Below are 25981 nucleotides of genomic sequence, written 5' to 3'. Positions count from 1 at the left end.
GGCGACGTATGCAGTCGCCGGCCGACTCAAGGCCGCACGCTATCGCCCGAAGATCTTCCAACCGGACGAAGGAAGCTCACGACGTCCTCGCGAAGCGCGCCTCTGCGCTTTTTCGAAGGGCTTTGGATGCCTTGGTCCGGAATACCAGTGCCGGTATGACGGTTCCGATTTCCTCTCACGTGTGCCATATTCCGTTGACTTTATTGACAATAAAATCAGATATGAGTCTAATGTCACATAAACCGCGAGACGGCCTGATCGGGCGTCGACGGATCATTGCGAAACCCGTCATCTGACAAGCATGCCGATCTGGCGGCACCGCAGATGTCGGCCTGACCGGTACTTTATGCCATGAAGCGGGAACGCCTGACACGGGCACAGCGCAGAGAGCAGACGCGCGAATGCCTGCTCGAGGCTGCGCGGAAGATGTTCGTTAAAAAGGGTGGTGCGCGACAATTGGGAAGTCCGCTTTTGCGACAACTATGATGGCCGGTGGTGAGGAGTCGAAGGCGGCGTAGCCGCCGCAGACGACGAGCCACCGGCAGCGCCGATTCGGCGGGGGCTTAGGATGGCTGACTGAAGCTAAAAGAACAGTCAACCAATGCCTGGTACTCACATTACCGATCGACAGGTTCATCTCTACATGACCAAGCGCAAAGATCACACCCAGGAAGTTGCCGCCGCGAAAGCGGGTATGAGCGTGCGCACTGCACGTCGCGCGACGAACGCCACTGAGTTGCCCTCGCAGAAGCCAGAACGTCAATGGCGCACGCGCGCCAATCCGTTCGCTGATGTTTGGGATAGCGAAGTCGTGCCATTACTACGCAGTTTCCCGAAACTCAAAGCGGTCACCTTGCTGCGCAAACTGCAGGAAGACCATTCTGGTCGCTTCCCCGACGGAATGCGGCGCACGTTGGAGCGGCATGTCAGCCGGTGGCGTGCGCTGGAAGGGCCCAGCAAGGAAGTGTTCTTCCCCCAGACGTATCAGCCCGGCGTACGGGGCTTGTCCGACTTCACGCATATGGAGAAACTGGGTGTGACGATCGCCGGCGTCGCGTTCGGACACATGCTCTATCACTTTGTGCTGGCGTTCTCGCGCTGGGAGTACGCCAGCGTCGTTGATAGCGGAGAGAGCTTCCAGGCTCTTGCGGCAGGTTTGCAAAACGCTCTATGGCAGGCGGGGGGCTGCCCGAGCGAACACCGCTCTGACAGCCTGTCGGCCGCCTTTAAGAATCTTCAGGAAGAAGAAGACTTCACGGTTCGCTATAAGGCCTTGCTTGAGCACTATGGGATGGAAGGCACGCGCAACAATCGAGGCTTGGGCCACGAGAACGGTAGTGTCGAATCCTCGCATCGATGGCTGAAGGAAGCGGTCGATCAGGCCTTGTTACTGCGCGGTCATCGGGATTTCGACGACCGGCCAGCCTATGACGAATTTGTGCGCAGTGTGGTGATGCGCCGCAACCGGCGCAATGCCGCCGCATTCCAGGTCGAGCGTGAGTACCTGCGGGATCTGCCTGAGCACCGTACCACCGACTTCGTCGAGGACGAGGCGCGCGTGACGCGCTGTGGCACTTTTACGGTGGACAACAGCCTCTACAGCGCGCCGTCACGCCTGATCGGACATCGCCTGAAGGTGCGGCTCTATAACGATCGGCTTGACTGCTATCTGTCTGGCGCGCTGGTACACAGCACGGCGCGCGTCACACGCACGAGCAAAGGCCGCGGACGCGCCATTGACTACCGGCATTTTATTGAGTCGCTCAAACGCAAACCTCAGGCCTTCAGGGGTCTCGTGTTTCGTGACGATCTGTTTCCGCGCGAAGCTTACCGCCGGACATGGGAACGCCTGGATCAAGCGCTGAGCCCGCGCAACGCCTGCAAGACCATGGTGGGCCTGCTCGATCTGGCCGGGAACCACGGCGTGGAGGCTCAACTGGCAGAACGGCTCGACGCCTTGCTCGCGCTCGGGAAACTGCCCGATCTGAAGGCGCTCTTCGACGAATTCGCGCCGCGTGAGGCCGAATGTCCCGTTGTGTCGGTCGAGATGCCGGATGCCTCGATCTACGACGCGTTGCTTGATGAAGAGGTGTTCGCATGAGCGCACCAACTTACGACATCGGCCGCATGGGACTGATGCTCAATGAACTGCGTCTGCCAACGATTGGTCGGCTGTGGTCTGACTTCGCCCAGCGCTCGGATAAAGAAGGCTGGCAAGCCTCGCAACTGTTGGGCGTATTGTTCGAGCATGAACTGGCTGAACGGGCGAAACGCAGACTGGAACGTCATCGTGTCGAATCACAATTGGACCCGACCAAGACTCTTGCCACGTTCGACTTCAGTGTCGTGCCCATGGTATCGAAGGCACACGTCATGGCGCTGGCCACCGGCGATGCGTGGCTCGAGAAGGGCGCCACGATCCTCCTGTTTGGGCCACCTGGCGGGGGCAAGAGCCATCTTGGAAGCGCCATCGGACACGCGCTGATCGATGCAGGGTACCGCGTTCTATGCACGCGTACCAGTGACTTGGTGCAGAAACTTCAGGCTGCGCGAAAGAGTCTGCAATTGCCCTCGGCACTCGCCAAACTCGACCGCTTCGATCTGATCATCCTGGACGATCTGTCCTACGTCAGGAAGGACCAGGCTGAAACCAGCGTGCTGTTCGAGTTGATAGCTGAAAGGTATGAGCGCAAAAGTCTTCTCATAACGGCAAATCAGCCGTTCTCGGGCTGGCATAACGTCTTCCCGGACCCCGGCATGACGGTGGCCGCCATAGACAGGCTTGTTCATCACTCGACGATCTTCGAGCTGAATGTCGAAAGCTATCGGCGCCGCAACGCCAGCGACAAACAGAAAGAGCGGCGGCGTCAATTACCCACGGACGACCACAACGGAGCGACAACTATAGCCAATTGACAGCGACAATTACCCCCGTCGACCGGCCATCATAGTTGTCGCGCAACCGGACATCGTAGTTGACGATATCCAAAAAGGGATTCGCAGCGACAAGCGTGGAGGACATCGCTGAGGCGGCTGGCTATACGCGCGGCGCGTTCTACTCAAACTTCGGCGGCAAGCCGGATCTGCTGATCAGGTTGTTGCGCCGCGATGACGATAGGGCGCGGACGAATCTCCTGGCGATGGTGGAGAAGGGCGGCACGCCCGATGAAATGAAGGACCGCGCCATCGCGTACTACAGCCAATCTATTGTTGAACACGATTGCTTTCCACTTTGGGTCGAGGCCCAGTTGCTCGCGTGCCGGGACACCCCGTTTCGGGAGCGCATTGACGCCTTCCGGCAGGAGAAGCTGGAACAGATCAGCGTCTACATCCGCATGCTTTCGGAGCGCAACTGCAGGCCGTTTCCCCGGCAGGCCGAGGCTCTCGCGGTTGGCTTGGTGAGCCTGTGCGAGGGCGTGCAGTTCTTCAGGATGTGCAGTCCGCAAACGGTGAGCGACAAGGTGCTTCAGACAGTGCTTGCCGGATTTTTTTCGTGCGTGTTGTCGCGACAGCCGGAAGAAACAGTCTACGACAATCATCGCCCGGACGTACCCATGGGCGCACCATAGCGACTCATATGACTGAATGGACTGGCACAGCCCAATTCCCGCGGCAGCCCCTTCCGGGTGAACGCGGCATGGCGGCGCCGAGCTGTCGCCAAGGCGACGCAACCGCTCGATAAGTTACCGCGGGCATCAGTCGGAGGCATCGACAGGTGCCACTCCACCCCCGCTCGCCACAACAGCACATTGGCCGCACGCCAAGCGCCTTCGGCTGTTGATCGAGACGACCCGAAAGGCACGGCGTCAAGTCTTGTTGTAGCGGGCTAGACGTACCGCTACCTCCATTTTCAGGCAGCGCACAGCATTTCAATTCCCGACGTGCAAGAAAGAACCGGATGAGTTCGGGCCAACCCGCCGTTCGCGCTTTTTGCATCTGTCACTCATAGATGACATACAAACCATATATGATTGTATTGTCAGTAGTGACGCGAAGGCATACAATCCACGCGTCGATGAAACGTGCGATCCGAAAGTCGTTATGACTGACGGCGCGCGGGTCGTCAACGCTACTCGTGATGGGCGCGGAGGTCTCGATACGTGGGTGAGTCAGTGAAGGATAAAGTCTCCGGACAGGCGCTCGGGTTGCGCCAGATGTTCGCCAAAAGTGCTACGCGTGTGGTCGCTGTCACAGGCGGCTCGAAAGGAGTCGGCCGTACGGCTGCCGTTGTCAACCTCGCGATGGCGCTGACCAGACAGGGTATGGACGTGCTGGTGGTGGACGAATGTCCTGGCGCGCGGTCGGCGAGCACAATGCTTCGAGACATTCACGCCGCAGGCGTGTTCGCTCCCGCGATACATCGCAACTTGCCGCGCGTGCTGGCCGTTGACCGTGGTCGACGTCAGTTCCACTCGACTGGCACCGGCCATACGGATCACGAAAACTTCGCTGGCCTGCAGTACGACGCGGTGCTCACGAGCCCGCCGAACATCGTGCTGATTGATGCCGCGCTTGCTGGCAACGGCGCGTTTTCACCACTTGCGTTGCAAGCCCACCACGTCATCGTCGTCATGCACATGTCGGCCGCTGCAGTAGCAGACACTTACGTTTGCATGAAGCGCCTGCGTCTCGCACAGGGCATCGAGGAATTCCGCATCATTGTGAATCTGTTCGATGGTGAAGCGGACACTCACGCGCTGCTGGAAAGTCTCGGAGCCATTGCCCGCGATTATCTGGCTGTCTCGGTTCTCAAGGCAGGCTGCATCTCGATCGATCCGTGTATCGCGCAAGCGGCAGAGCTTTCGCGCTGTGTCGTCGATGCGTTTCCTGGGTCCCCGGCGGCGAGCGATTTTGCACGCGTTGCTGCCGATATGCAGTCCTGGTCGAGGCGGCCCGCAGCGTCCTGGCTGCTACCTGCGACAACGCACATGGCGGCACGGGGGCAGCGCACGCATAGGACTTTGGGCCCGGCAGCAGCATACCGGTAAAGCCTCGAAGAACGATCTCCCCGACCCGGGGGACTTGCCGGGGCCACGGTGTTTTTCGGGTAGGCGCCGTTCATGAAAGCGTGACTATGTTCGCAGGGGCAAAGACATCAAAAAGCTCTTTGCCGACGCAATCGGACCGGTAATTTTCGACGGAAGAGAGCAGCTATGGTGGGCAGCGCTCACGCGAAGCGCAAGCGTTCGAGCTTGCACAGAGGGAGCCAGGTTATGAATCGTGCTGTTGATCCGTGGAGTATGACCGTCAGAAGGCTTGGCGATTGGAGACTTAACGAACGAGCCACTGCGCACGGATCTGCCTTGAACGGTTCCTCTGTTCGACAGTCGATCGCTTCGACCGATAAGCCAATCATACGGGTACTCGACCAACCGAGCGCGCAAACACTGATCGTTTCTTGGTGCGATGCGCGCTCCGGACACTATGGATACCAGACATGGTGCGAAGTCGTCGCGCGGGTGCCAGGCATCTGTGCGCTGACCGGTCGGCTAATCGAAGTCGGAGATGCCATCTACAGGCCGCGCCTCACTGGGCCCACACCGGCTAATGCTCACGCAATGATCTGTGCGAGAAGCGTTAGCCTGATAGAACAGCCGATCTGATGCGATTCGGTTCTCTGGTGTCTTTACCGCAGAATGCTCAGCGCTTTCATGTGCGGCAGTGACACCAGGCGCATCCACGCGCGCGAGGCGTGACCGGACAGTACCCCTGGTCGCGGTTGCACGGCATTGGACTATGTTCCACAGCGTGCGGTGCGGTACAGGTCCACGAACAGGACTGATATCCAAAGGATATCTACACAAGTCGTCAGATAGCAGATGGGACGTGAACCATGGAATACATTGAAAGCTTGCGCCTGTTCCGGAGTATCGTCGAAGTCAAACACTTCAGACGTGCCGGGGAAATGATGGATCTCTCGCCATCGGTCGTTTCGCGGGCGATCGCGTCGCTGGAAGAGCGCCTGGGCACGCGACTCTTCCATCGCTCGACCCGACAGTTTTCGCTGACGGAAGCCGCGGAGCGCTTTTACGAGGGATGTTGTCGCATCCTGGATGACCTCGATTGCCTGGAAGCCAGTGCGGCGGGCCACGGTCGACTGCCGGCGGGCATGCTGCGACTGGTCGCACATACGACCACCGCATTGACGTGGCTCGCACCGCTGATTGCGTCCTTTAAACGCAAGCATCCGAACGTCACCCTGGATATCACATTGACCGAGCGACCCGTGGATCTGACGGCCGACGGTTACGATCTGGGTATCGTCCTGCCTTTCATGCTGGCGACGGATCTGGCTGTGACGCGGCTGCTCCAGCGGTTGCCGCTGGTCGTTGTCACAACGGAAGCTTATCTGGGCAGACGTCCTCGGCCCCGGCATCCGGCTGAGCTGGCCGACCATGTGTTCGTCACGGTCCCTCCTTCGATGCACAAACCCTGCGTCACCTTTCGAATGGATCAGGAAAACATCGCGGTCCCGATCAGCTACGAAATTGCGTCGAACAATCCCATATTCAATCGCGACATCGTACTCGAAGGATTCGGTATTGGTCTGCTTCCAATCGCCCTTGTTGAGCAGGACATAAAGGCCGGACGGCTCGTTCGTCTGCTGGAAGACTTCGAGATCGCCGATACTTTGGCCGAGGTCCGCCTGGCATACATCGGACGCGCACTGTTGCCCGCGAAAGTCAGGGCGTTTATCGACCATACCGCGGAGTTCTTCGAGCAGGGCATGGGACCTTCCACTGCTGGTTAGGTGGCGCACGCGGGTGAAGTCCGCGGCTTGCGACGCAGCACACACGCGGCGCGCACGAGCTCATCCGAGACGTTGGCGCGCTGCGCGATCGCGGCGAGCTTCTCATCGAGCACGCCGGCGAACGCGAGCAGGTCATCGCGCCGGTTCTGCAGCGCGATGCGCACCGGGCGGATGCGGCGCGCATCCAGCGCTTCGCGCACGCCCAATTCCTCGACGATGCAAGCTTCTCTGCAACCAGGCAACGGAATGAGCAGTTGTGCCGGGTTAGTCGCTTCGCTTAAGGAGATTCATGAGATGGACCAGGTTACCCAGCTGACACGCAATCACGAGATCGCATTGAAAATCCTGCGCCTGTTGCACAATCGCCTGGAAGAGGCCCGGCAACGGTTCGGGCAGAGGACGAGCGACGCAATCAAGGGGGGCGACGGCACGTCCGAGCTCACCATTCCCAACCTGGCGCAGTTCACACCATGGGGTGCCTGGCACTATACGGCCGATTTCGCGCAGCGCTCCGTCCTGTTCTGGGATGCCTTGCGTCAACGCGGCAACGAGTTCATCGAGCGCAACAAGGCCGGGATCAAGCCGGCGTTGCATTTCGACTATGACATGGTGCTCGACGCGAGGCACTTTGAGCGGCCCGTCAACTACGCTCTGCTGTCGATACGGCCGCCGGAGGGTGTCGTGGTCGACGTGAAGAAGCGCCCGTATCTGATCATCGATCCGCGCGCCGGGCACGGTCCCGGCATCGGGGGCTTCAAGGACGATTCGCAGGTCGGCGTTGCCCTGCGCGCCGGTCATCCCGTCTACTTCGTCGTGTTCTCCCAGGAGCCACAGCCCGGCCAGACCCTGCTCGACGTGTGCGCGGCCGAGCAGCAGTTCGTACGGAAGGTGCGCGAACTGCATTCAGACAGCCCAAAGCCCGCGATCGTCGGAAATTGCCAGGGCGGCTGGGCCGCGATGATGCTTGCCAGTTCGTCGCCGGAAGACACCGGTCCCATCCTGGTCAACGGCGCGCCCATGTCTTACTGGAGCGGGGCGTGGAGCGAGAGCGAGGTGCCCAATCCAATGCGTTATGCCGGAGGCATTCTGGGCGGCACGTGGCTCTCGTCCCTGGCGGCGGATCTTGGCAACGGCAAGTTCGACGGCGCGCATCTCGTGAACAACTTCGAGTATTTGAACCCCGCCAACACGTTCTGGGACAAGTACTACAACGTGTTCGCCAACATCGATACGGAACCGGCGCGCTTTATCGAGTTCGAGCGGTGGTGGGGCAGCTACTACCTGATGAACCGGGAGGAGATCGAGTGGATCACCCGTAACCTCTTCATCGGCAACAAACTGTGGTCCGGCGAAGTGTCGGGCCCGTCGGGCAAATCCTTCGATCTGCGTGCCATCCGCTCGCCCATCATCCTTTTCGCATCGATGGGCGACAACATCACGCCGCCGCAACAGGCGTTCAACTGGGTCGCTGACATATACAGCAGCACCGAGGAGATCAAGGCGCGCGGCCAGGTCATCGTCGCCCTGATGCACGAGGACGTCGGCCATCTCGGCATCTTTGTTTCCGGCAAGGTGGCGAAGAAGGAATACACGCAAATCTTCAACGTGCTGGAGACAATCGAGACGCTCGCGCCGGGCCTCTACGGCATGTCGATCAAGGAGGGAAAGGGCGCAGACGGCAAAACGGAATACGAGGTCTCGCTCACCGAACACCGGCTGGAAGAAGCCGTCGAGCATTTCAACGAGTTGCGGCGCGAGGACGAAAAGCCGTTCAAGGCCGTGGCGGTGGTGTCGGAGTTCAACCAGCGAGCCTACGAGCTGTTCGTTCAACCCTTCGTGCAGCATGCGTCGAACGAGATGACCGCGCGGTTGCTGCGCGATTTTCATCCGTTGCGTCTGCAGCGCTGGGCATTCTCGGACCTGAATCCGTGGGTGGCCGCGCTGCGTCCGATGGCCGATGCTGTCAGAGCCAGCCGGCAGCCCTCGAGCGACCTCGAACCGTGGCGCAAGGTGGAGCAGCGCGGCTCAGAACTGATCAGCGCCTCGCTCGACCAGTTCCGGGCGGTAAGAGACGCCAGCATCGAAGCACTGTTCTTCTCCATCTACGCGAATCTTTTCGCAATGTACGACCCGGACCGCCTCGGCGAGCATGGGGCCGGCACGTCCGCCGCCGCCGATCCTCGCAGCCTGCCGTTCGTCCAGGCGGCGCTCGCCTCGCTGAGGCAGGGCGGCTACAACGAGGCGGTCGCGCGCACCGCGTTCCTGCTCGCGCCAAAGGGCGAGCCGCTGCCGCTATCGCGCATCGAGACAGTCAAGCAACTGGTCGATGAATATGCCGACGACCTGCCGCATTTGCCTCCTGCCGACTGGCGGCGCATTCGCGGGGAGCAGGAACTCATCGCGACTTTTGAGCCGCAACAGTCTATCCAGACGTTGCCCGATCTGCTCGCCAGCCCGGAAGACCGAAACCGGCTCCTGACCTTGCTCGACAAGCTGCTGGCCGACCGGCGGGTGCTGCGCATCCCGCCGACACCCGCGCAGGAAGAGGCGCTGCGCGCCATCCGGTCAGTGCTCGGCGCGACAACCGCGCTCGAGTCGCAGCCCCAAAAGGCCCACGCACCGCGCGTTCGGGCCACGGCATCGTGAGTGCCGCCACCCCGTCAGTGAGGGAACCCGCCATGGAATCCAGACACGTCAAGTACCACGAGGCAGATCCCTTTCGCGTTCAGGCGGCGCCGCCCCAAAGCTACCATCGCGAGTTTCCGAAAACCGTCATTCCCGTCACGACGGCGGACGCGCCGGGCGCCTGGCGAGGGCAACCTCGATGTCGAGTCGAAGTCAGCATGCAAGTGCCTTCACAACCTCGAACAACTGACCGCGGCCGCCTTGCTTCGTCAGTCGCAGCGGCCGATTGAACTGGCGTCAATCGGAAGGCCTTGGTCGAAAATCGTGGACCTCGATCGCGACGAGAGTCGGAGCTGGCAATGGAGCATTGCCAACCGGCAGCGGCTTTACCGTCCTGCGAGTCGGTACCAGGAATCCATCGAATTCGCGAAAGTCCTCGCAGATGTGAGCGGCCCGCGCCCAGCGTCCGATAACCATGGCGGTGTAATCGATCCTGCAAAGGCGATGTTGCCTATCGAAATGGAAATCCTGGACCCGGCTGTGCGTTGGAATGTCGCTGGGAAAGGTAGCCCGGATTCTTGGCCATATCCCGGCCGAAGTCGCCAGTGGCGGAAGTTCTTTGAACGTAAAGCCGCCGCGCAAGAATAAGAAAGGTGCTGTCAGATAGTTCCAGAACGCGTAGGCGCCGAAATAGACAAAGTCGAGGTCGTCACAGTAGATTTGCCGTCGCCAGCCACGAAATGCGGTTCGCGGTCCGTCGCGGCGAGCCAGGATAGCCCCGTCTCGCCCGACGACGCGAACAAGTGCTTCTCCTTGAAGTTCACTCGTTTCGCCAACCTGCGGAAAATCGTTGAAAGCGAAACGAGGCTCGTGTGTCGACGCGCGAACCTGCACCTGTCGCAGTATTGGCCGTCGCTTTGCGGTGAACAGAAGGCCGCAGGCGGAAACCGTCGCCTCGATCTCCGCCAGTTCGGCCCATCGCGCTGCACCGCCGTGCGCCTCAATCGCTGCTCGGATCGAATCCGGCAATGCGTTGCTCTGTTCCATGTCGATGCTCCTCCATTACCGCGTTGCCTGCGCGCCTACCGGTGAGTCCAGGAAACGATGGTTTGATAGATGCCAATTAGTCGGGAGCCCGATATCGCGGGAAGCCTTGTAAAAAGCATCCAAGATCAGCTTCCATCTTTCAACGTCCCGCTATACCGAACGTTTCTCGCCCAAACTGGATAGCGCACGCCGGTGCTCAAGCGGCCCCCATCGCACATCAGCGGGCCAGGCGCTGACCGTGCACCCACCTTTCATATTTGCAGTATCGATCATATATGATATTATAATCACGTATGATTCATTAGGCTTGCTCTCCTACCGCAGTGCGGCTCCCTCATTTCACGCCCGGCCGCGACCGAATGCAACACCGCTTACATAGGTATCGCGTGCATGAGCCAGATCTCTCAAATGCATACTCTTCGCCGCGCTTGCACCGCGCGACAAATAGTTGCAGTCATTTTTCACCTATGGGGTGTCCATTTGACCGGAGTTAAGCGTAGACTGGGGCAATGGAACGCGCCCACGCCAGCATCCACTACCCTAAGTCCCTTGGGGAGTTTCAGGCCTGGTTCCCGACTGATGCAGACTGCCTGGACTACCTCGAATGGCTGCGATGGCCTTGCGGCTTCGTCTGCCCGTCCTGTGGGCATCACGGAGGATGGCGGCTTGGGGACAACCGGTTCATGTGTACTGGATGCGGTAGCCGCACATCGGTGATGGCTGGCACCATCTTTGACCGGACACGTACTCCGCTCACGGTTTGGTTTTCGGTCTGTTGGCATTTTGCTACCGCTAAAGATGGGATCTCCGCGCTGAGTTTGAAGCGGACCTTGGAGATCGGCTCCTACCAGACGGTGTGGGCTATTCTTCATCGCCTGCGGTCTGTTCTGATTCGCCCCGATCGGGAGCGCCTTTGCGGGAAGGTGGAGGTGGACGAAACCTACATCGGAGGCAAAGAATCCGGACTTTCGGGAGGCCGTGCCAAAGGGAAGAAGATCCTGACGTGTATCGCGATCGAGATCGTGGAGCCGAAGGGATTCGGGCGCTGTCGAATGGCGCCCGTGGCGGATGCCTCCTCGGAATCGCTTCGCTCCTTCGTGTTGGATAACGTCGAGCCCGGGGCGACGGTCATCACCGATGCCTGGCAGGGTTACCGGTGGCTGGAGAAGAATGGTTACATCCATGACCGCCGTAGCCAGCGGGCCGCGTCGGCGCGGGGCGAGGACCCCGAAGAACTTCTGCCAGGTGTGCATCGAATAGCGTCCCTTGCAAAACGTTGGCTCCTGGGCACCCACCAGGGAGCGGTGGATTCTGCACACTTGCCCAGTTACCTGGACGAGTTCGTGTTCCGTTTCAACCGCCGCCGCTCACGTAGCCGAGGGATGCTGTTCTATCGGGTCATGGAGCTTGCTGTCGCCCATGGACCGGTTCGTTACCAAGACCTTGTTATGACCCAGCGCCCAAAGGCTGTTCCTCCAAAGCCGCCGGGGCAACGCGGACATCCGCCCAGCTTGGAGCGACCTTCGCCGAGCCGCCCGTGGAGGCAAAACGCTAACTCCGGTTAAATGGACACCCCATTTTCACCTTATCGCGCTGACGATGTTCGGCCTGATTCCGGTTGCCTCCAACGCAGCGACGCTGCCGCCCCTTAGCATAGATGCTCCTGCTGATTTTTCGCCATCCATGGGCGCGGGCTCCGAGGCATTACAAAGGCTCGGTGCGCTTCAGGAAAAACAGGACCAGATCCGGCAGCGTGCTTCGACGGCAACAAGCGACGCGCAGCTGTCCGGGCTGGACGCATTGAGCCGGCGCGTTGCCGAAGACGTCGACAGGCTGATAACCACGTCGCTGGAGCCCGATCGCGCGAAAACGCATGCCCAGCTCGACGTACTCGGAACAGCACCCGCTTCCGAATCCGCCGCGGAAACTCCCGCGGTCGCCGAACAGCGCAGCGTTCTCGCTGCTCAGCAATTGCAACTCGATGCCGAACTCAAGCAGGCGGCAACGGTCAAGGAGAACCTTGCCAACCTGAGCGCCCAGATCACGCGACTGCTGCAAAACCATCTGAAAGATCAACTGGCCCTTCGGGCCGACAGCATAGTCAGCGCCGCGTTCTGGGCGTCGGCGCTCCACCCGGACACGGCTGACTATCAACGTCTGCGAGACTTCAAGGCGCAGATCGACAGGCAGATTCAAACCACATGGCAACCGGGGCAGCGGGTTGCAACCGCCCTGCTTGTGCTGCTCGCCCTGGCCGTTGCAACGATTGGAACGCGGCTTCTTGACAGAGCATCAGAACGGTTCTGCCTACGCCGCCTTCCGGAAGGCCGGATACGGCGCAGCGCGATGGCGATCTCGACCGTGTTCGCGTCTTTGGTGACCACCATATGTGCCGTTGATCTGCTCTACTTCGCGTTGACCCGTCAGCAGGCGCTGCCTCCTGCGCTGCAAGGCTTCGCCAGCGAAATCATCAAACATGTTGTGACCTGCGCGCTGGTCGCTGCTCTCGGCCGGGCATTGCTTTGCACACGACATCCGTCATGGCGGTTGCCGGCCATCGCGGATCCCGTCGCTCGCGCGCTACGCCCTTTCCCACGGACACTGGCCGCACTGCTGCTGTTTTCAGGAGCCATCGAGCAGATCAACCGGGCCGTCGATACCAGCGTGCAACTTACGCTCTTTACTCGCGGCGTGGTGGCGTTGGTGGTCGCTCTGACCATCGGGATGTCGCTTTTACGCGCAAACCGGGTACTCACTGCGCTCGCCGCTGCCGGAGAATCGCCTGAGGCGCGTTCTACCCTCGCTGGCATTATTCATGCCGCCGTCAGTCTTGCCGTCGGAGCTTCTCTGATTGCATTGCTCTGTGGTTATGTTTCGTTCGCGCGGTTCCTGACTTACGAACTGGTCTGGTTCGATCTCGTACTGAGCAGCGTTTATCTGCTGACGAAGCTCGCTCATGATGTTTGCGAAGCCGTATTTTCGCCATGCCACGCCAGCGGCAAAACAATCAGGCATCTATTCGGGCTGCAAGATGTTCATCTCGAACAGGTGGCAACGGTACTCTCCGCCATTCTTCGCAGCGCATTGATGCTCGCCGCAGTCATCGCACTGCTAACGGGCGGCCTCGGGACAACGCCCCGAGATCTGGTCGATAGCATTCTCGACGTATTCGGTGGCGAGCGATTACATGCGCTCAATATCGTTCCCGCCCATATCTTCAGCGCTATCTTTACCTGTGCAGTGTGCCTGTATCTGGTTGGGCTCATGCGCAAATGGCTGGACGCCGAGTTTCTGCCCAAGACGCAAATGAGTTCGGGTATGCGCGCGTCGCTGGTGACGGTCTTCGCCAACGTCTGCTATGTCCTCGTCGCGCTGCAAACCTTGTCCGTACTCGGCGTGAAATGGCATAACCTGGCGTGGATCGTCAGCGCATTGTCGGTAGGCATCGGCTTTGGTCTGCAGGAAATCGTTAAAAACTTCATTTCCGGGCTGATATTGCTTGCTGAACGGCCGGTCAAAGTAGGCGACATGATCAGTATCACCGGCATTGAAGGCGATATCCGGCGCATCAGTGTACGTGCGACCGAAATACAGCTCGCAGACAGATCAACGGTGATCGTTCCGAATTCGCACCTGATTTCTCAGAATGTGCGCAACGTGACAATGGGAAACAAAACGCAGGGGGTTGTCACACTGGCCCTTACTTTTGCGCTGGACGTCGATCCGGAGCAGGTGCGCGATGTTCTTCTGCAAGCTTACGTGGATCACCCATCGGTTCTCGATCGTCCCGCGCCATCGGTGATCTTTAGCCAGTTGACGCCTGACGGTATGACATTGACTGTTACCGGCTATGTCGGTAGCCCGAGAATCGCCGGGGATACCAGAAGCGATCTGCTATTTGAAATCCTGAAGCGACTACGTGCTGCGGAAATACCGCTGTCGATCTCTCGAACCGTCGTGGTCCGAAGTACGAGCGATATCATCTCGAACCAGGAACCCACCGATCGCAATTCCGGTCCGGTAGAGCTCCGTGTCCTGTCTGCAATCAGCGAGAATAGATAGTCGTCGAAGTGATTTCTCGCGGTCGTGGGACTGGTAAAAGCCGTTATCGGTGGCTTGCTGGCCCTCGTTACACCGGTGATCGCAGCTCTACGCTATCGCCCACGCGGAACCGCTTTCCGCCGGGCGAATCCAGCGAAACGCGTTCCTTGGTATAGGTTCCGTTCGCTTGCAGGCATTCCGAGTAACTGATAACTGTCATCCAGTCATAGACTTTTCCGTCCTGGGTCAGTGCAGCGATGCGCTCTGCCATGCCACGCGGCGCACGAGCAGTCTGCTGCAGTACACCGTAATAACGGCACTTGCTGTCCGCTGACCGTAGCGCGACGAAGCCGCCGACCTGATTCGTACCTGCGACGTTTTCAACCGTTGCGTTCATCGAGGAATCGCCGGCTGCATGCGAACTCGCTGCGAATGAAATCAGCAGCGCGGCAAACCACTTTTGCATTAAAGACTCCTATGGGTTAAAGGAAGAATAGCGGCTGCTTTTGCGCCGACGGCATCGGTGGCGCGACCGGGAGCGTGAGTGTCGATTGCTGCCGGACCTATACCAATCAGTGCATCAGTGTAAATAACGGAGCCGGTATCCACCGCAAAACCGAGCACATGCTGTGTCAGATGTGGGTTGCAGTATAACGACAGCGCGTCGTTATTCGACGCGCGCAATTGTGAGTTGCCATTTCATGAACATGGAGGTTGGGTGGCTCGCGAATCGTTGACCTGCCCTGTCGTTTCGCGACCGCTGCGCGCGGATAGATGCCTCTCGACGTTGCAAGCACGGAAACAATGTATTGAAGAGAGCTATTTCTAATTAAACGATAAGAAGATGACGGACCTCAACGGAACGGGCACACGGGCTTCAAGGACCTTGCCTGGTCGTTGTTTCGCTAACCCGGCGCCTGTTGTTCCTGGCGCCCGAGACTGGAAGCTTCATCATGGCTAAAGCGTTCATGCCCGTTCTCACTGTCGTGTCAGTCATCGCTCTCCCCACGGGCACCTCTGCTCAGGGCAACGGTCCTCTGACGCGTGAGCTAGTGCACGAAGAAGTCATCCGACTGCAGCTAGCGGGCTCTGACCATCCCAACGGTGACGCACACTATCCGGCGAACATCCACGCGGCTCTGGCGAGCGTGGCGGCTCAACAGCAGGCGTTCAGTGGGCACGGTGGCGTGAAATTGGGCTCCGCAGTTTCGGGGGTACCGGCAATGGCTGAGTTGGCCTCGTATCGTTCTATCTACAACGAAAGTTGATTGGACATCACGGCGGGGCAAGCCGCAGCCTTGTCTGGCTTTCCATGGCGACGTCGGCGTACCCCCTCCGGACGCGAGGTTCAGCGCAAGGCGTAGATCTCGGGAATCTGCATTCGGGGTCGGCCGGCCCCGGAATCACCAGGTTCGGCCACGCGGGATTCACTTCAACCAGCACCAACGAGATCCCTTTTTTGTCGCGCAGCGGAATTCGCCCGGTTGAACCCGTTCGGTTTTTTGCGCCATGGCCTTACCGTTTTGCGCCGGGTCGCGGCAGGCCCGCTTCATCGAATAGGAGAAAGTTTGTGAGATCCAGGATAGTTTTGCTTGCGCTGATCGCGACTACGGCCGTATGCCTGAATAGCACCGCGCAAGCGCATGTGAGAGTCGGTGTCCTTGTGGGCATCCCGCCCCCCATAATCATGGCGCCCCCCCGCCGTCGTCTACGCTGCGCCCGCCCCACTCGTCGTCCAGTCGGTCCAGCCAAACCCGACCACCGTCTACGTCGAAAAAACGCAGACGAGTCCGCCGTCGGGTACCTGGTGGTATTGCCCGGTGACAAAAAAGTATTACCCGTACGTGAAGGGGTGTTCGAGCGGCTGGGTGGAAGTGCCGGTGAGGCCAACCGGGCCGAAATGACATGAGCAAAATGAATTCTCTTTCTCTGGCAATGCGAACGAAACGGGGCGTATCCGCGCTAGTCACCGCCGCGGTCAGCCTGAGCTGCATCATCGCGCTCGACGGCTGTGCAAGCATGCCGATGGGTCCCACAGTGATGGCCCTGCCCGGCACCGGCAAGTCCTTCGATCAATTCCGCGCCGACGACGCGACATGCCAGCAATTTGCTTCCCAGCAGACCGGCGGCGTGAGCACCCAACAGGCCACAGCGACGGGCGCCCTGGGCGGTATGGCCGTCGGTACCGCGCTCGGCGCGGCGGCCGGTGCGGCGTTCAACGGCCGCCGCGGCGCAGCGGTCGGCGCAGGCGCAGGTCTGCTCGGCGGCAGCATGATCGGCGCCGGCATGGCGCAAAGCTCGGCCGCCAGCCTTCAACACCGCTACGACCAGGCGTACGTTCAGTGCATGTATGGCAATGGCCACCGGGTGCCTGTGCCGCGCAGCGCCGCCGATGCGTACCGGACGCACGACGAAGCGACGCCTCCGCCGCCGGCCTACGATACGGCGCCTCCGCCAGGTTACTGAACCAGGCACGCCGACCACGCTCGCGTTGTCGACGGGGAGCGAGCGCTTGAGCGCGGTGGCCTGTGGAAAAGCCGACAGTTGTTCTCTCATCCTGTACGACGACTCTTGCAGTACGAGCTTTCCGCTCAACCAGAGTCGGTCTGACACGGCAGAAGGGCAGGGCCGTCGTTCACGCCGCGGTCGCCTGTTGTGGTTTGAGACAAACGGCATGAGGGCACGCATTACGCGGCATGGTGTGGGCGTCTGGCCGGGCTGCTTCTCGGTGTATTGGGCGATATCGCGTTGCAGGGGATTTGAGAGAAGAGGTATAGAGGGTCGGCCGGGATTCGTTAATATCTGAAGCTTAAGATATTCACGAGCCGAGCTTTGAGCAGGGCGCTACCTGCCTTCCCGTCAGACGGATTCCGCGGTCGTCCCCGATTGCGGTTCCGCGATGGGCGGCCGTCACTTGCCGCGCCTCCACCGCCCACGTAATGACAGTTCAATCGCGCCAATACCGACGCCAACCGTATTGGACGTTCAACGCGATTGATACACTTTGAAAATTCCTCCACCGGGCTGCTTGCATCGCCAGCGGAAGCGTCATAGCCAGGCGCTTGCATGCCCGCGCCGCAACGCTCTGGCGCGGGCAGGACCGGGAACAGTGGTTGCGGCTTGATCACGATGGCCGCGGTTAGCCACGGTCACCCGCAATCTCACATAGGAGAGCGTCATGACTTCGGACAAGAATTCGAATCGTCAGCCGTCGAATCCGGCGCAGCCCGGCCGCGACAGCGGACAGCAGCAACAGAACCAGACTCCTCCGACGCATCAAGGCGGCCAGCGGCAGCCCTGAGCGCGATGAGTGACGGCGTGACCAGGCGTCGTCGCTCGAAAAACCGGAACCCCGACGTAATAGCGCCGCTAATGGCGGATCGTGACTACGAAGGCGAAGTGGAAAAACTACACATCTATCTGTTCGGCGCGCACGATGCGGTTCGGCACGAGCAGGCGCTGATCCGGCTCGACAAGGCCGGCTACATGGTCACGCTCGCGCGGGTCGTGGTCGAAGATCTGCCGACCTATGCGCAGGCGCGCGACCGCCGCGAGCTGCAGAGTCTGATCCGACGAATCGCGCCGCGCGACACGCTCGTCGTGCTCGAGCTGGCCGCGCTCGGCTGCAACGCGCGCGACATCCTCGCCACCGTGATGCAGTGCCGGAAGGCCGGCGTGGCGCTGCGTTGCGTCGAAGTCGGCCATACCGATCTGGCCGGGCGCCCCGAGCCCTCGGCGGTGAAGGCATTGCGCGCGCTGGTGCGGCTCGACGCCGCGTGCCGCAGCCTGCGCAGCCGCGACAGTCTCGCGGCCGTTCGCGCGAGCGGCAAGCACACGGGCAGGCCACCGTCGCTTTCCGAGCAGCAGCGTCAACGCGTGCTGCAATCGCTCGGCAGAGGACAGTCGGTCAGCGAGGTCGCGCGGCGCTTCGGCACGTCGCGTCAGACCGTGATGCGCATTCGCGCGGACACGCCAGCCGTGTAGAAATTGCGTGCCGGAGCCGTTTGCGTCACCTTCTTACCGGATCTCTCATCGTGCAGCCCGCGCGGCGCGTTTCGCACGACTAATCGCGTGAAACGCGCCACTCCGTTCTGACATGTGCGCAGATGCCCCTGTCCGTAAAATTGTTACGGTCAGGGGCATCTGCTTTGCTTTGAAAGTTCATACGTCTAACCTCAACGTACAACAACCATATCAATGCCCGAGATCCGAACCCGAGGCGCGGCGCGCTGCCGTGTGAAAGCCATGAACGTAAAACGTCTGACTGTTTATGCAAGCCCGGGATCACTGCGAGTCGTCGAGGTCTGGAAAAGCCTGATCGAACATCGTGCGCAAGTGTGCGGCTGGTCCGCCCACGTGAACAACGAGGGCGGACGCGAGTCGCTGAGCGTCGATCTGGTCGATTGCCCTGCGGATCGCCTCGCGATTATCTCGGCCGCGTTGAGCTCGGGACCGATGACCGTGCTGGCGACCGACACTGAGTCGACCATCCGTTCCTCCTGAATGCGCAAGACCTCTGCGCCAGAGCTTTACCCTATGCCATAGCGCGCTCGCCCTTCGCGGCACGGCTTTTGAGCGGCCTCCGTGGCACTGCTCTCTAAGCGGCCCTTGTGGCCGCTTCTTTTTTTGGTGCGCCAGGCATGGCGCGCAGCGCCGTGAAAGGCGCTATCTGGATCGCTGTGGTGGCGAACTGGATGACTTGGGGGTGAGAGTCCCCTACACACCCGGCAAGGGGAAGTGTTAGCGGACGGCAAGGGTGTCCATCGTGAGGTGGAATCTGAAGGAAGCCGAAGGCAAAGCGCTGGCCTGACGAACAGGAAGCGGATATTAGGCGGTATGGCGGGGTGAGCAGGCCAAAATCTGTAAAGCCCGATACTTGCACGGAACGCCATGACGTAGATCCGACAGGCCTAAGCGTGAAGGTCGCGCGTATTACCCTGGGAGATCTGCCATCCTGCCTTGTGCTACTGGCATCGAGAGGTGTCGGAATGGGGTGGCAGAAGTCAGCAGAGGTCGTAGTAGCCGTTGAAATCGGAGCGGCGAAGGGCCAAACCTGTCACGAGTGGCAAGTCACGCGTGATCTCTGCGTATCTGGACAGAAACCTCGGCCATGCCGGGGGCCTGCAGCCATTCTGGAGGGGCCGGAAGCCCCGAGAGAGGCTGAGGTGTCCATCGGATGCCAGGCGACACGACGCACGAAACAAGCTCACGCCGACGACCGATCCGGTCCGAGGCCGACGGGAAACGCCGGATACGTGAACCGTACGTCCGGTGTTGTGGGAGGACGGCGGGGCAACCCCGCCTCCTACCCGATCGCGTCGCGGGATTTGCAAGGCCGCCCGCTTTCAACGGTATGGGGCGCGCCACGCCTGCTTACGCAAGCGTCGGAAATGAAATGCGTTGAAGGGTAGATGCCTTGCTCGATCGTCGGCACCTCGATGAAGGAGAAGCCGATGTCCAAGGGGCCGCCGTGATCGCGTGAAAAACGGCGCCGCGACGTCGGCAGTGCTGCGCCGCTGGCTCAATGAAGGCGAGCGGACGTGGCTCCGGCGCCGTCCATGCCCGCAGGCGGCGGCGTGTGCTGACTCGCCTCGATGCGCGCGCGGAAATAACGCGCGGTGCGCGGCAGCCCTTCGTCAAGCGACGTGCCCGGCTGCCAGCCGAGCAGTTTTGTCGCCAACGAGATGTCCGGCTGTCGATGCCATGGATCGTCGGCCGGCAGCGGCCGTGATTCGAGCGGCGACGCGGAGCCGGTCACCGCGACGATGCGCTGCGCGATCTCGCGCATCGACACTTCGTGCGGATTGCCGAGGTTGACCGGGCCGCCTGGATCCTCGGCGCTGTTCATCAGCAGGATGAAGGCGTCGATCATGTCGTCGACATAGCAGAACGAACGCGTCTGCGAGCCGTCGCCATAGACGGTCAGCGGCTCGCCGCGCAACGCCTGCATCATGAAGTTCGACACCACCCGGCCATCGGCCGGATGCATGCGCGGGCCGTAGGTGTTGAAGATGCGCGCGATGCGGATCGACAGACCATGCTGGCGGTGATAGTCCATGAACAGCGTTTCCGCGCAGCGCTTGCCTTCGTCGTAGCACGAGCGCGGACCGATGGGATTCACGTGGCCCCAGTAGTCTTCTTTCTGCGGATGGACGAGCGCGTCGCCATACACCTCGCTCGTCGACGCCTGGAAAATCCGCGCTTTCACGCGTTTGGCGAGCCCGAGCATATTGATCGCGCCATGCACGCTGGTCTTCGTAGTCTGCACCGGATCGTGCTGGTAGTGGATTGGTGACGCGGGGCACGCGAGGTTATAAATTTCATCGACTTCCACATACAACGGGAACGTTACGTCGTGACGCATCAGTTCGAAGTTCGCGCAGTCGAGTAGATGGGCGATGTTGTCCTTCGTACCGGTATAGAAGTTGTCGACGCATAGCACGTCGTGTCCCTGCGCGACGAGCCGTTCGCACAGGTGCGAGCCGAGAAAGCCGGCGCCGCCGGTGACCAGAATGCGCTTGCGGGTAAGTTCTTTCATGGTGCGTGATCCTGTGGTTGGACCGCATGAACGTTGAAAAGGAGCGTGGCATCACGCCGTGACGTGCAGCAGCGCGTCGTGCCAGTCCTGCGCGAAACGGTCGATATGAAAGCGTTCGAGCGCCGTGCGCCGCGCGCCTTGGCCGAGCCGCCGCGCTTCGCCGGGATCGCGCAGCAGCCCGAGCATGGCGTCGACGAGCGCGTCGACGTCGGTATGCACGAAGCCGTTTTCGCCGTTGCGGATCACGGTGGCGAGCTCGGTCGTCGCGAGACCGACGATCGGCATGCCGATCGTCATCGCCTCGACGATCGCGAGGCCGAGGCTGGTCCAGCGGATCGGATTGAAAAAGAAGCGGTAGCGCGCGCTGAACGCGGCCAGATCGAGGTTGCCGATTTCACCGATGCCGTCTAGCCGCTGTGCGTCCATCCCGACGAGATCGAGCGGCACGCGCGTGCGCGTTTCGCTGAAGACATCCGCGCCGAGCCGCCGGCCGCGCTGCGCGAGATGATTGACGACCACGATGCCGCGCTGCAGTTCGCCGCTGTAGCGCACGCCGTCGGGCACCACGACGCCATGTTCGATCACGCGCGTCGGCGTGACGCCGCTGTCCCACATCAGCCGGTTGAAGTGCGTGACGTGGACCAGCAGCGTGCCGGGATCGTCGACCCAATGCCATTGCTCGAACGGGTTCTCCTGCGGCGGGTCGTGCTCGACATAGACGCGTGGCAGACGTTGCTGCGCTGCGCTCAGCACGCGCTCGCGGTCGTGGTCCCAGTGGGTGCGATGCTGGTACAGCACCACGTCGAACTCGCGGTTGGGCACGTCCTCGATTGCGATCTCGTGCACGTTGTCGCCCCACGGCAATACGCCGACCTTGCCGGCATAGCCGGGCGGATGACCGGGTTTCGTCACCAGATAGAAATCGTGCGGCGTCTGGCTTAGGTAATACATGTAGTTGCCGTGCACGTGCCAGGTCAGCACGCGCAGCCGGCGGCAATTACGCAACATGGTGCAGATCCTCGAAAGACAGCGAAACGGTTCCTTCATGCAGACTGCCTGGCGCGCCTGGTTGCGCGCCGGGCGCGCGCGCAAGCTGCTCGCGGGCGGTCTCGACCACCTGTTCGACCTGCACGTTCAGCGCGCACGGATGACCATACGGGCAGTCGCGGAACATGCACGGCCGGCACGCCGGATAGTCGGCCAGCACGCGATGCCGCGCACGATCGAGCGGCGCCCAGCGCCGCGTGTCGCTGCCGCATGCGATCACGACCGACGCGCTCGCCATCGCCGCGGCGATGTGCGAGATGCCGGTGTCGTTGCAGACCACGAGCCGCGCATGCGCGACCAGCGCAGCGAGTCCGCCGAGCGACGTCGCACCCGCCAGATGCAGCGCGGGCGCGCTCATCGCACCGAGCACCGCGCAGGTCAGCGGCGCTTCGGCGGCCGTGCCGGTGATCGCGATCTGCCAGCCGTCGGCGGCGAGGTGGTCGGCGACGGCCGCGAAGCGCTCGGCGGGCCAGCGGCGCGACGGCAATTGCGAACCGGGGTGAACCAGCACGAGCCGCTCGTCTTCGATGCCGTGATACGTGCGCAGCGCGGTGTACTCGTCGAAGTCGAGTTCGGTGAGCGGGAACGTCAGACGCCGGTCGTGCGCCGGCGCGCCGAGTGCGCTCATCAGCGCGAGATAGCGCTCGGGCTCCGGCAGCGCATCGGGCCAATCGATGAAGCAACCCTCGCGCGGTACCTCGTTGGGCTGCACGAAGCCTGCGTCGGCACATGCGCCGAGTTGATGCAGCAGATCGTTGGCGATGCCGCCGCTGCCGTGCAGCTGGATCGCCAGATCGAAACGCCGCTCGCGCATCCGCGCGAAGAACGCGGGCAAGCCATGGTTCGATTCGGGCTGCTCGGGAAAACCGACCGCGCCCGGAAACACGATCAGCTCGTCGACGAGCGCCGCATAGCGCTCGACGAACGCGCGTGCCCACGGCAGTCCGATCAGCGCGATATGCGCATCCGGCGCGGCCGCGCGCAGTGCGCGCAAGGCGGGCACCGCGCACAGCATGTCGCCGAGCTGCAGCGCGCGAAACACGGCGATACGGCGCGGCGCGAGCGCCGCCAGCAGCGAGGGTGGAGTCATGGAAAGAACACCTTGAAACGGATGGCGCCATAGAGCCGCCAGTAGATCGATAGAAACGGAATGGGGATCGACGTCCAGAGCATTTCGGCGACGTGGCGCCAGCCGTGGTTGCGCCCGCGCAGCCGCCGCGCGCAGAAATAGCCGGTCAACCCGCACCACGCGCTCAAACCCGCGCCCGCGAGCATCGGCTGATCCGCGAACGAACCGCCGATCGCCAGCAACGCGGCGCAGAGAATCGCGTAGTACAGCAGCGGCGGCCGCGAGCGGATGCGCGTTCGAAACAGTTCGGGATGCTTGCGATAAAGCAGCGCATCGAACTGGCTCTTTTTCTGCTGCGCGATGCTGACGCCCCAGCGCGCGGGCCGCACCGGATGCACGACCACCGCGTCGCGGGCGCGCACGATCTGGCCGCCCGCGGTAAGCAGCGTGAACTGCAAGTCCGAATCCTCGCGCCACGCCGACGTGAACCGTTCGTCGAAGCCGCCGGTCGCGACGAGCGCCGCACGCGTGACGAACGCGTTCGCGGTCGCGAATTCGGCGCGCGCGAGGCCGCTCGCGTCGGCTTCGTAATCGGTCGGCAGATCGGGCGGCGAGGGCAGCGGCACGACGATCGTGCCGGCGGCCGCCGTCGCGCCTTGCGCGAGCGCCGCGACGCCAGCCGTCAGCCAGTGCGGATCGGGCAGCGTGTCGTCGTCGGTGAAGGCGATCAGCGAAGCGCGCGCATACTGCCAGCCCGCGTTGCGCGCGCCGGCCGGCCCCTGGGTGCGCGTGACCGGCAGGTAGTGCACTTCCAGCCCGCGCGGCGCCATCTCGCGCGCGAATCGTTCGACGCAGGCGCGCGTGGCCTCGTCGGGACCGTCGTCGCAGACCACGATCTCGTAGCGGTGCGGCGCGAACTGCTGCGCGCATAGCGCGGCAAGGCAGTTCGCGAGCATCGCGGGACGGCGGTAGGTGGGCACCACCACCGACACGTCGGGCCACGACTGCGTGCGCAACGTGCGGCCGGTTTCGTCGGCATCTTCGCTGCTGTAGCGCGCGGCCACGCCGCCATGCAGGGGCGACGGACATATGACCGAGGCGTTCATGCGCGGCCCCCCGCCTTGTCGACGAGGAACGGGCCGATCACGAGCGCGTCGAGCGGCGAGGTCCAGAACGACTCGACCGCGTCGCGCGGCGAATTCACCATCGGCTCGCCGCGCGTGTTGAACGACGTATTGATGAGAATCGGCACGCCCGTGCGCTGCTTGAACGCCGCCAGCAAGTCGTAGTACAGCGGGTGCTGCGCGCGGTTGATGGTCTGCACGCGCGCGGTGCCGTCCACATGCCGCACGGCCGGAATACGCGCGGCCTTGTCGGCGCGCACGTCGAACACGAACAGCATGAACGGCGCGGTTTGGCCGTTCACGAACCATTCGTTGGCTTCCTCTTCCATCACGACCGGCGCGACCGGGCGGAAGTCCTCGCGATCCTTGATCTCGTTGAGCTTCGCCTGCATCCGCGGATCGACCGGCGACGCGAGGATCGAGCGCGCGCCGAGCGCGCGCGGCCCGAATTCGGTGCGCCCCTGATACCAGCCGATCACCTTGCCTTGCGCGAGCAGATCGGCGGTCTCGCCGGCGATATCGGCGAGTCGCCGGTACGGTACTTTCGACCAGCGCAGGAACTGCTCGATTTCCGCTTCGCTGTATTCGGGCCCGAGATACGCATGATCCATTCTCCAGTGACGCTCGCGGTCGCCGCGCGCGGCACGCTCGCGATAGTCGGTCCACAGTGCCGCGCCAAGCGCGGTGCCAGCGTCGCCGGCCGCCGGTTGCACCCACACTTCGCTGAATGGCCCGGCGTCGCGCACCTTCGAGTTCATCACGCAGTTCAGCGCGACGCCGCCCGCCATGCAGAGCCGGCTCAAGCCGGTCTGCCGATGCAGCCAGTGCGCGAGTTCCAGCACGGTCTCCTCGAGCACGCGCTGCAACGAATTGGCGATATCGAAGTGGCGTTGTTCGAGCGGCCCGCCGCGTTCGCGCGCGGGACCGAAGCGTTCAGTCAGCCGCGGAGCGTCGACGGTATAGCTGCCGTCCTGCCGATAGCGGACGATCTCGCGGAACACCTCGACATAAGCCGGCTTGCCGTACGACGCGAGCGCCATCACCTTGTACTCGTCCGACGAGTGCAGGAAGCCGAGCCAGTCGGTGACCTCTTCGTAGAGCAGCCCGAGCGAGTGCGGCAGCTCGACCTGTTTCAGACGCTGGTACTCGCCGCCGACGAATTGCCCCATGCTGGTCGTCACGCCCTCGCCGCGGCCGTCCATCGTCAGCACGGCGGTGTCGTCGAACGGCGCGGCGAGAAACGCGCTCGCCTCGTGCGCGAGATGGTGCTCGACGAAGTGCCACGCGAAGCCGTGCTCGCGATCCACGCCCTGGAAGCGCTTGCGCAGATGATGCGGCGCGCCGTCGAGCAGCTGGCCCTTCGCGTTGGCGATATAGCTGAGGAACAGCGGGTCCCACGCCGACGCGGACGGGTTGTCCGGGCGCGTGCCGGCCGGATCGAACGGCAGCTCGATCGTCGCGCCCGGCCTCTTCGGCATGCCGCCGAATAGCGTGGGGTCGTACGAGTAAGCGACGTGATCGATCGCGGCGAGCGTAATGCCGGCGGCCTTCAGGCAGTAGTCGATCGCATCGAACGGGAGCTGCCAGGTTGAGAACGGCACCGGACGTTTCGCGTGCTTGACGTGCGTGAAGCGTTCGTCTTCGGCGGCGGCGAGCACCACACCGTCGCGCAGCAGCGCGGCGGCGCTGTCGTGATAGACCGCATTGATTCCGAGTGTGTACATGGCATTAGCAGTGGA

21 protein-coding genes and 1 pseudogene are annotated in these 25981 nt (G+C 62.0%); 14 read left to right on the top strand and 8 right to left on the bottom strand.

What is annotated here, in order from left to right:
* Positions 1–601 precede the first annotated feature (601 nt).
* The 6 genes from istA (at position 602) to OKW37_RS38250 (ending at position 6751) form a co-directional block, all read left to right on the top strand.
* Positions 602–2101 (top strand): IS21 family transposase, encoded by a 1500-nt coding sequence (istA, locus tag OKW37_RS38275; RefSeq protein ID WP_429401526.1) that lies wholly within the window; start codon positions 602–604, stop codon positions 2099–2101.
* Positions 2098–2916, top strand: coding sequence for an IS21-like element helper ATPase IstB (gene istB, locus OKW37_RS38270; RefSeq protein WP_063500950.1), 819 nt, complete (start codon positions 2098–2100; stop codon positions 2914–2916). The genes istA and istB overlap by 4 nt, the downstream gene beginning before the upstream one ends.
* A 59-nt stretch (positions 2917–2975) precedes the next feature.
* A complete protein-coding gene (locus OKW37_RS38265) occupies positions 2976–3569 on the top strand; it encodes a TetR/AcrR family transcriptional regulator (protein WP_429402182.1) in 594 nt (197 codons plus the stop codon).
* Between the two features lie 531 nt (positions 3570–4100).
* Positions 4101–4988 (top strand): MinD/ParA family protein, encoded by an 888-nt coding sequence (locus OKW37_RS38260; protein ID WP_429510107.1) that lies wholly within the window; start codon positions 4101–4103, stop codon positions 4986–4988.
* A gap of 165 nt (positions 4989–5153) precedes the next feature.
* Positions 5154–5603: a DUF3331 domain-containing protein gene (locus OKW37_RS38255; RefSeq protein WP_429510105.1), complete on the top strand. Its 450-nt coding sequence runs from the start codon at positions 5154–5156 to the stop codon at positions 5601–5603.
* 230 nt (positions 5604–5833) lie between these two features.
* Positions 5834–6751: a LysR family transcriptional regulator gene (locus OKW37_RS38250; RefSeq protein ID WP_429510103.1), complete on the top strand. Its 918-nt coding sequence runs from the start codon at positions 5834–5836 to the stop codon at positions 6749–6751.
* Here OKW37_RS38250 and OKW37_RS38245 read toward each other — a convergent pair.
* Positions 6748–6951: a hypothetical protein gene (locus OKW37_RS38245; RefSeq protein ID WP_184059109.1), complete on the bottom strand. Its 204-nt coding sequence runs from the start codon at positions 6949–6951 to the stop codon at positions 6748–6750. The two genes, OKW37_RS38250 and OKW37_RS38245, sit on opposite strands and share 4 nt — an antisense overlap.
* Positions 6952–7045: 94 nt before the next feature.
* Between OKW37_RS38245 and OKW37_RS38240 the strand changes: the two genes are divergently transcribed.
* Positions 7046–9397, top strand: coding sequence for a DUF3141 domain-containing protein (locus OKW37_RS38240; protein WP_429402525.1), 2352 nt, complete (start codon positions 7046–7048; stop codon positions 9395–9397).
* Positions 9398–9673: 276 nt separating this feature from the next.
* Here OKW37_RS38240 and OKW37_RS38235 read toward each other — a convergent pair whose 3' ends face one another.
* On the bottom strand, positions 9674–10423 hold the full coding sequence (locus tag OKW37_RS38235) for a hypothetical protein (protein WP_429402185.1): 750 nt from the start codon (positions 10421–10423) through the stop codon (positions 9674–9676).
* 509 nt (positions 10424–10932) lie between these two features.
* Here OKW37_RS38235 and OKW37_RS38230 point away from each other — a divergent pair.
* Together OKW37_RS38230 and OKW37_RS38225 are read left to right on the top strand one after the other, a co-directional pair.
* Positions 10933–11871 (top strand): annotated as a pseudogene (locus OKW37_RS38230) (IS1595 family transposase); the annotation flags it as partial.
* A gap of 151 nt (positions 11872–12022) precedes the next feature.
* Positions 12023–14485, top strand: coding sequence for a DUF3772 domain-containing protein (locus tag OKW37_RS38225; protein WP_429402187.1), 2463 nt, complete (start codon positions 12023–12025; stop codon positions 14483–14485).
* Positions 14486–14552: 67 nt separating this feature from the next.
* Here OKW37_RS38225 and OKW37_RS38220 read toward each other — a convergent pair whose 3' ends face one another.
* Positions 14553–14930, bottom strand: a complete 378-nt coding sequence (locus tag OKW37_RS38220) for a hypothetical protein (RefSeq protein ID WP_429402189.1) — start codon at positions 14928–14930, stop codon at positions 14553–14555.
* Between the two features lie 487 nt (positions 14931–15417).
* Here OKW37_RS38220 and OKW37_RS38215 point away from each other — a divergent pair, with 487 nt between their 5' ends.
* The 5 genes from OKW37_RS38215 to OKW37_RS38195 all read left to right on the top strand — a co-directional run bounded on the left by OKW37_RS38215 (position 15418) and on the right by OKW37_RS38195 (position 18967).
* Positions 15418–15732 carry a DUF4148 domain-containing protein gene (locus OKW37_RS38215; protein ID WP_429402191.1) on the top strand — a complete coding sequence of 105 codons (315 nt, stop codon included), beginning with the start codon at positions 15418–15420 and terminating at the stop codon, positions 15730–15732.
* A gap of 637 nt (positions 15733–16369) precedes the next feature.
* Positions 16370–16930: a YMGG-like glycine zipper-containing protein gene (locus tag OKW37_RS38210; protein WP_260321080.1), complete on the top strand. Its 561-nt coding sequence runs from the start codon at positions 16370–16372 to the stop codon at positions 16928–16930.
* A 712-nt stretch (positions 16931–17642) separates the two neighbouring features.
* Positions 17643–17765: a hypothetical protein gene (locus tag OKW37_RS38205; RefSeq protein WP_013094087.1), complete on the top strand. Its 123-nt coding sequence runs from the start codon at positions 17643–17645 to the stop codon at positions 17763–17765.
* A gap of 71 nt (positions 17766–17836) precedes the next feature.
* The gene (locus tag OKW37_RS38200; protein WP_184059101.1) at positions 17837–18448 is read left to right on the top strand and encodes a recombinase family protein; all 612 of its coding nucleotides are present in this window, start codon (positions 17837–17839) and stop codon (positions 18446–18448) included.
* 261 nt (positions 18449–18709) lie between these two features.
* Positions 18710–18967: a hypothetical protein gene (locus tag OKW37_RS38195; protein ID WP_429332528.1), complete on the top strand. Its 258-nt coding sequence runs from the start codon at positions 18710–18712 to the stop codon at positions 18965–18967.
* Between the two features lie 1018 nt (positions 18968–19985).
* Here the strand turns inward: OKW37_RS38195 and OKW37_RS38190 are convergent.
* The 5 genes from OKW37_RS38190 to OKW37_RS38170 are packed head-to-tail and all read right to left on the bottom strand — an operon-like array spanning position 19986 to position 25966.
* A complete protein-coding gene (locus OKW37_RS38190) occupies positions 19986–21002 on the bottom strand; it encodes a UDP-glucuronic acid decarboxylase family protein (RefSeq protein ID WP_429402194.1) in 1017 nt (338 codons plus the stop codon).
* A gap of 51 nt (positions 21003–21053) precedes the next feature.
* Positions 21054–22010 (bottom strand): glycosyltransferase family 4 protein, encoded by a 957-nt coding sequence (locus tag OKW37_RS38185; RefSeq protein WP_429402196.1) that lies wholly within the window; start codon positions 22008–22010, stop codon positions 21054–21056.
* Positions 22000–23139, bottom strand: coding sequence for a glycosyltransferase family 9 protein (locus OKW37_RS38180; protein ID WP_429402198.1), 1140 nt, complete (start codon positions 23137–23139; stop codon positions 22000–22002). Before OKW37_RS38180 ends, OKW37_RS38185 begins: the two co-directional genes overlap by 11 nt.
* On the bottom strand, positions 23136–24224 hold the full coding sequence (locus tag OKW37_RS38175) for a glycosyltransferase (RefSeq protein ID WP_429402200.1): 1089 nt from the start codon (positions 24222–24224) through the stop codon (positions 23136–23138). The genes OKW37_RS38180 and OKW37_RS38175 overlap by 4 nt, the downstream gene beginning before the upstream one ends.
* The gene (locus OKW37_RS38170) at positions 24221–25966 is read right to left on the bottom strand and encodes a carbamoyltransferase family protein (protein ID WP_429402202.1); all 1746 of its coding nucleotides are present in this window, start codon (positions 25964–25966) and stop codon (positions 24221–24223) included. The genes OKW37_RS38175 and OKW37_RS38170 overlap by 4 nt, the downstream gene beginning before the upstream one ends.
* Positions 25967–25981 lie beyond the last annotated feature (15 nt).

The sequence above is a fragment of the Paraburkholderia sp. MM5482-R2 genome (assembly GCF_050436125.1).
GTDB lineage: Bacteria > Pseudomonadota > Gammaproteobacteria > Burkholderiales > Burkholderiaceae > Paraburkholderia > Paraburkholderia tuberum.
Note: the sequence above shows the minus strand (reverse complement) of the source record. Positions and strands in the feature narration are given on the sequence as shown.

Bases quoted from the DNA above. Each gene is read 5' to 3' on its own strand.
- OKW37_RS38200 (WP_184059101.1), top strand. From the start codon at position 17,837: ATGGCGGATCGTGACTACGAAGGCGAAGTGGAAAAACTACACATCTAT.
- OKW37_RS38255 (WP_429510105.1), top strand. From the start codon at position 5,154: ATGGTGGGCAGCGCTCACGCGAAGCGCAAGCGTTCGAGCTTGCACAGA.
- istA (WP_429401526.1), top strand. From the start codon at position 602: ATGCCTGGTACTCACATTACCGATCGACAGGTTCATCTCTACATGACC.
- istB (WP_063500950.1), top strand. From the start codon at position 2,098: ATGAGCGCACCAACTTACGACATCGGCCGCATGGGACTGATGCTCAAT.
- OKW37_RS38220 (WP_429402189.1), bottom strand. From the start codon at position 14,930: ATGCAAAAGTGGTTTGCCGCGCTGCTGATTTCATTCGCAGCGAGTTCG.
- OKW37_RS38190 (WP_429402194.1), bottom strand. From the start codon at position 21,002: ATGAAAGAACTTACCCGCAAGCGCATTCTGGTCACCGGCGGCGCCGGC.
- OKW37_RS38215 (WP_429402191.1), top strand. From the start codon at position 15,418: ATGGCTAAAGCGTTCATGCCCGTTCTCACTGTCGTGTCAGTCATCGCT.
- OKW37_RS38175 (WP_429402200.1), bottom strand. From the start codon at position 24,224: ATGAACGCCTCGGTCATATGTCCGTCGCCCCTGCATGGCGGCGTGGCC.
- OKW37_RS38210 (WP_260321080.1), top strand. From the start codon at position 16,370: ATGAGCAAAATGAATTCTCTTTCTCTGGCAATGCGAACGAAACGGGGC.
- OKW37_RS38225 (WP_429402187.1), top strand. From the start codon at position 12,023: ATGTTCGGCCTGATTCCGGTTGCCTCCAACGCAGCGACGCTGCCGCCC.
- OKW37_RS38250 (WP_429510103.1), top strand. From the start codon at position 5,834: ATGGAATACATTGAAAGCTTGCGCCTGTTCCGGAGTATCGTCGAAGTC.
- OKW37_RS38185 (WP_429402196.1), bottom strand. From the start codon at position 22,010: ATGTTGCGTAATTGCCGCCGGCTGCGCGTGCTGACCTGGCACGTGCAC.
- OKW37_RS38195 (WP_429332528.1), top strand. From the start codon at position 18,710: ATGAACGTAAAACGTCTGACTGTTTATGCAAGCCCGGGATCACTGCGA.
- OKW37_RS38170 (WP_429402202.1), bottom strand. From the start codon at position 25,966: ATGTACACACTCGGAATCAATGCGGTCTATCACGACAGCGCCGCCGCG.
- OKW37_RS38180 (WP_429402198.1), bottom strand. From the start codon at position 23,139: ATGACTCCACCCTCGCTGCTGGCGGCGCTCGCGCCGCGCCGTATCGCC.
- OKW37_RS38205 (WP_013094087.1), top strand. From the start codon at position 17,643: ATGACTTCGGACAAGAATTCGAATCGTCAGCCGTCGAATCCGGCGCAG.
- OKW37_RS38235 (WP_429402185.1), bottom strand. From the start codon at position 10,423: ATGGAACAGAGCAACGCATTGCCGGATTCGATCCGAGCAGCGATTGAG.
- OKW37_RS38240 (WP_429402525.1), top strand. From the start codon at position 7,046: ATGGACCAGGTTACCCAGCTGACACGCAATCACGAGATCGCATTGAAA.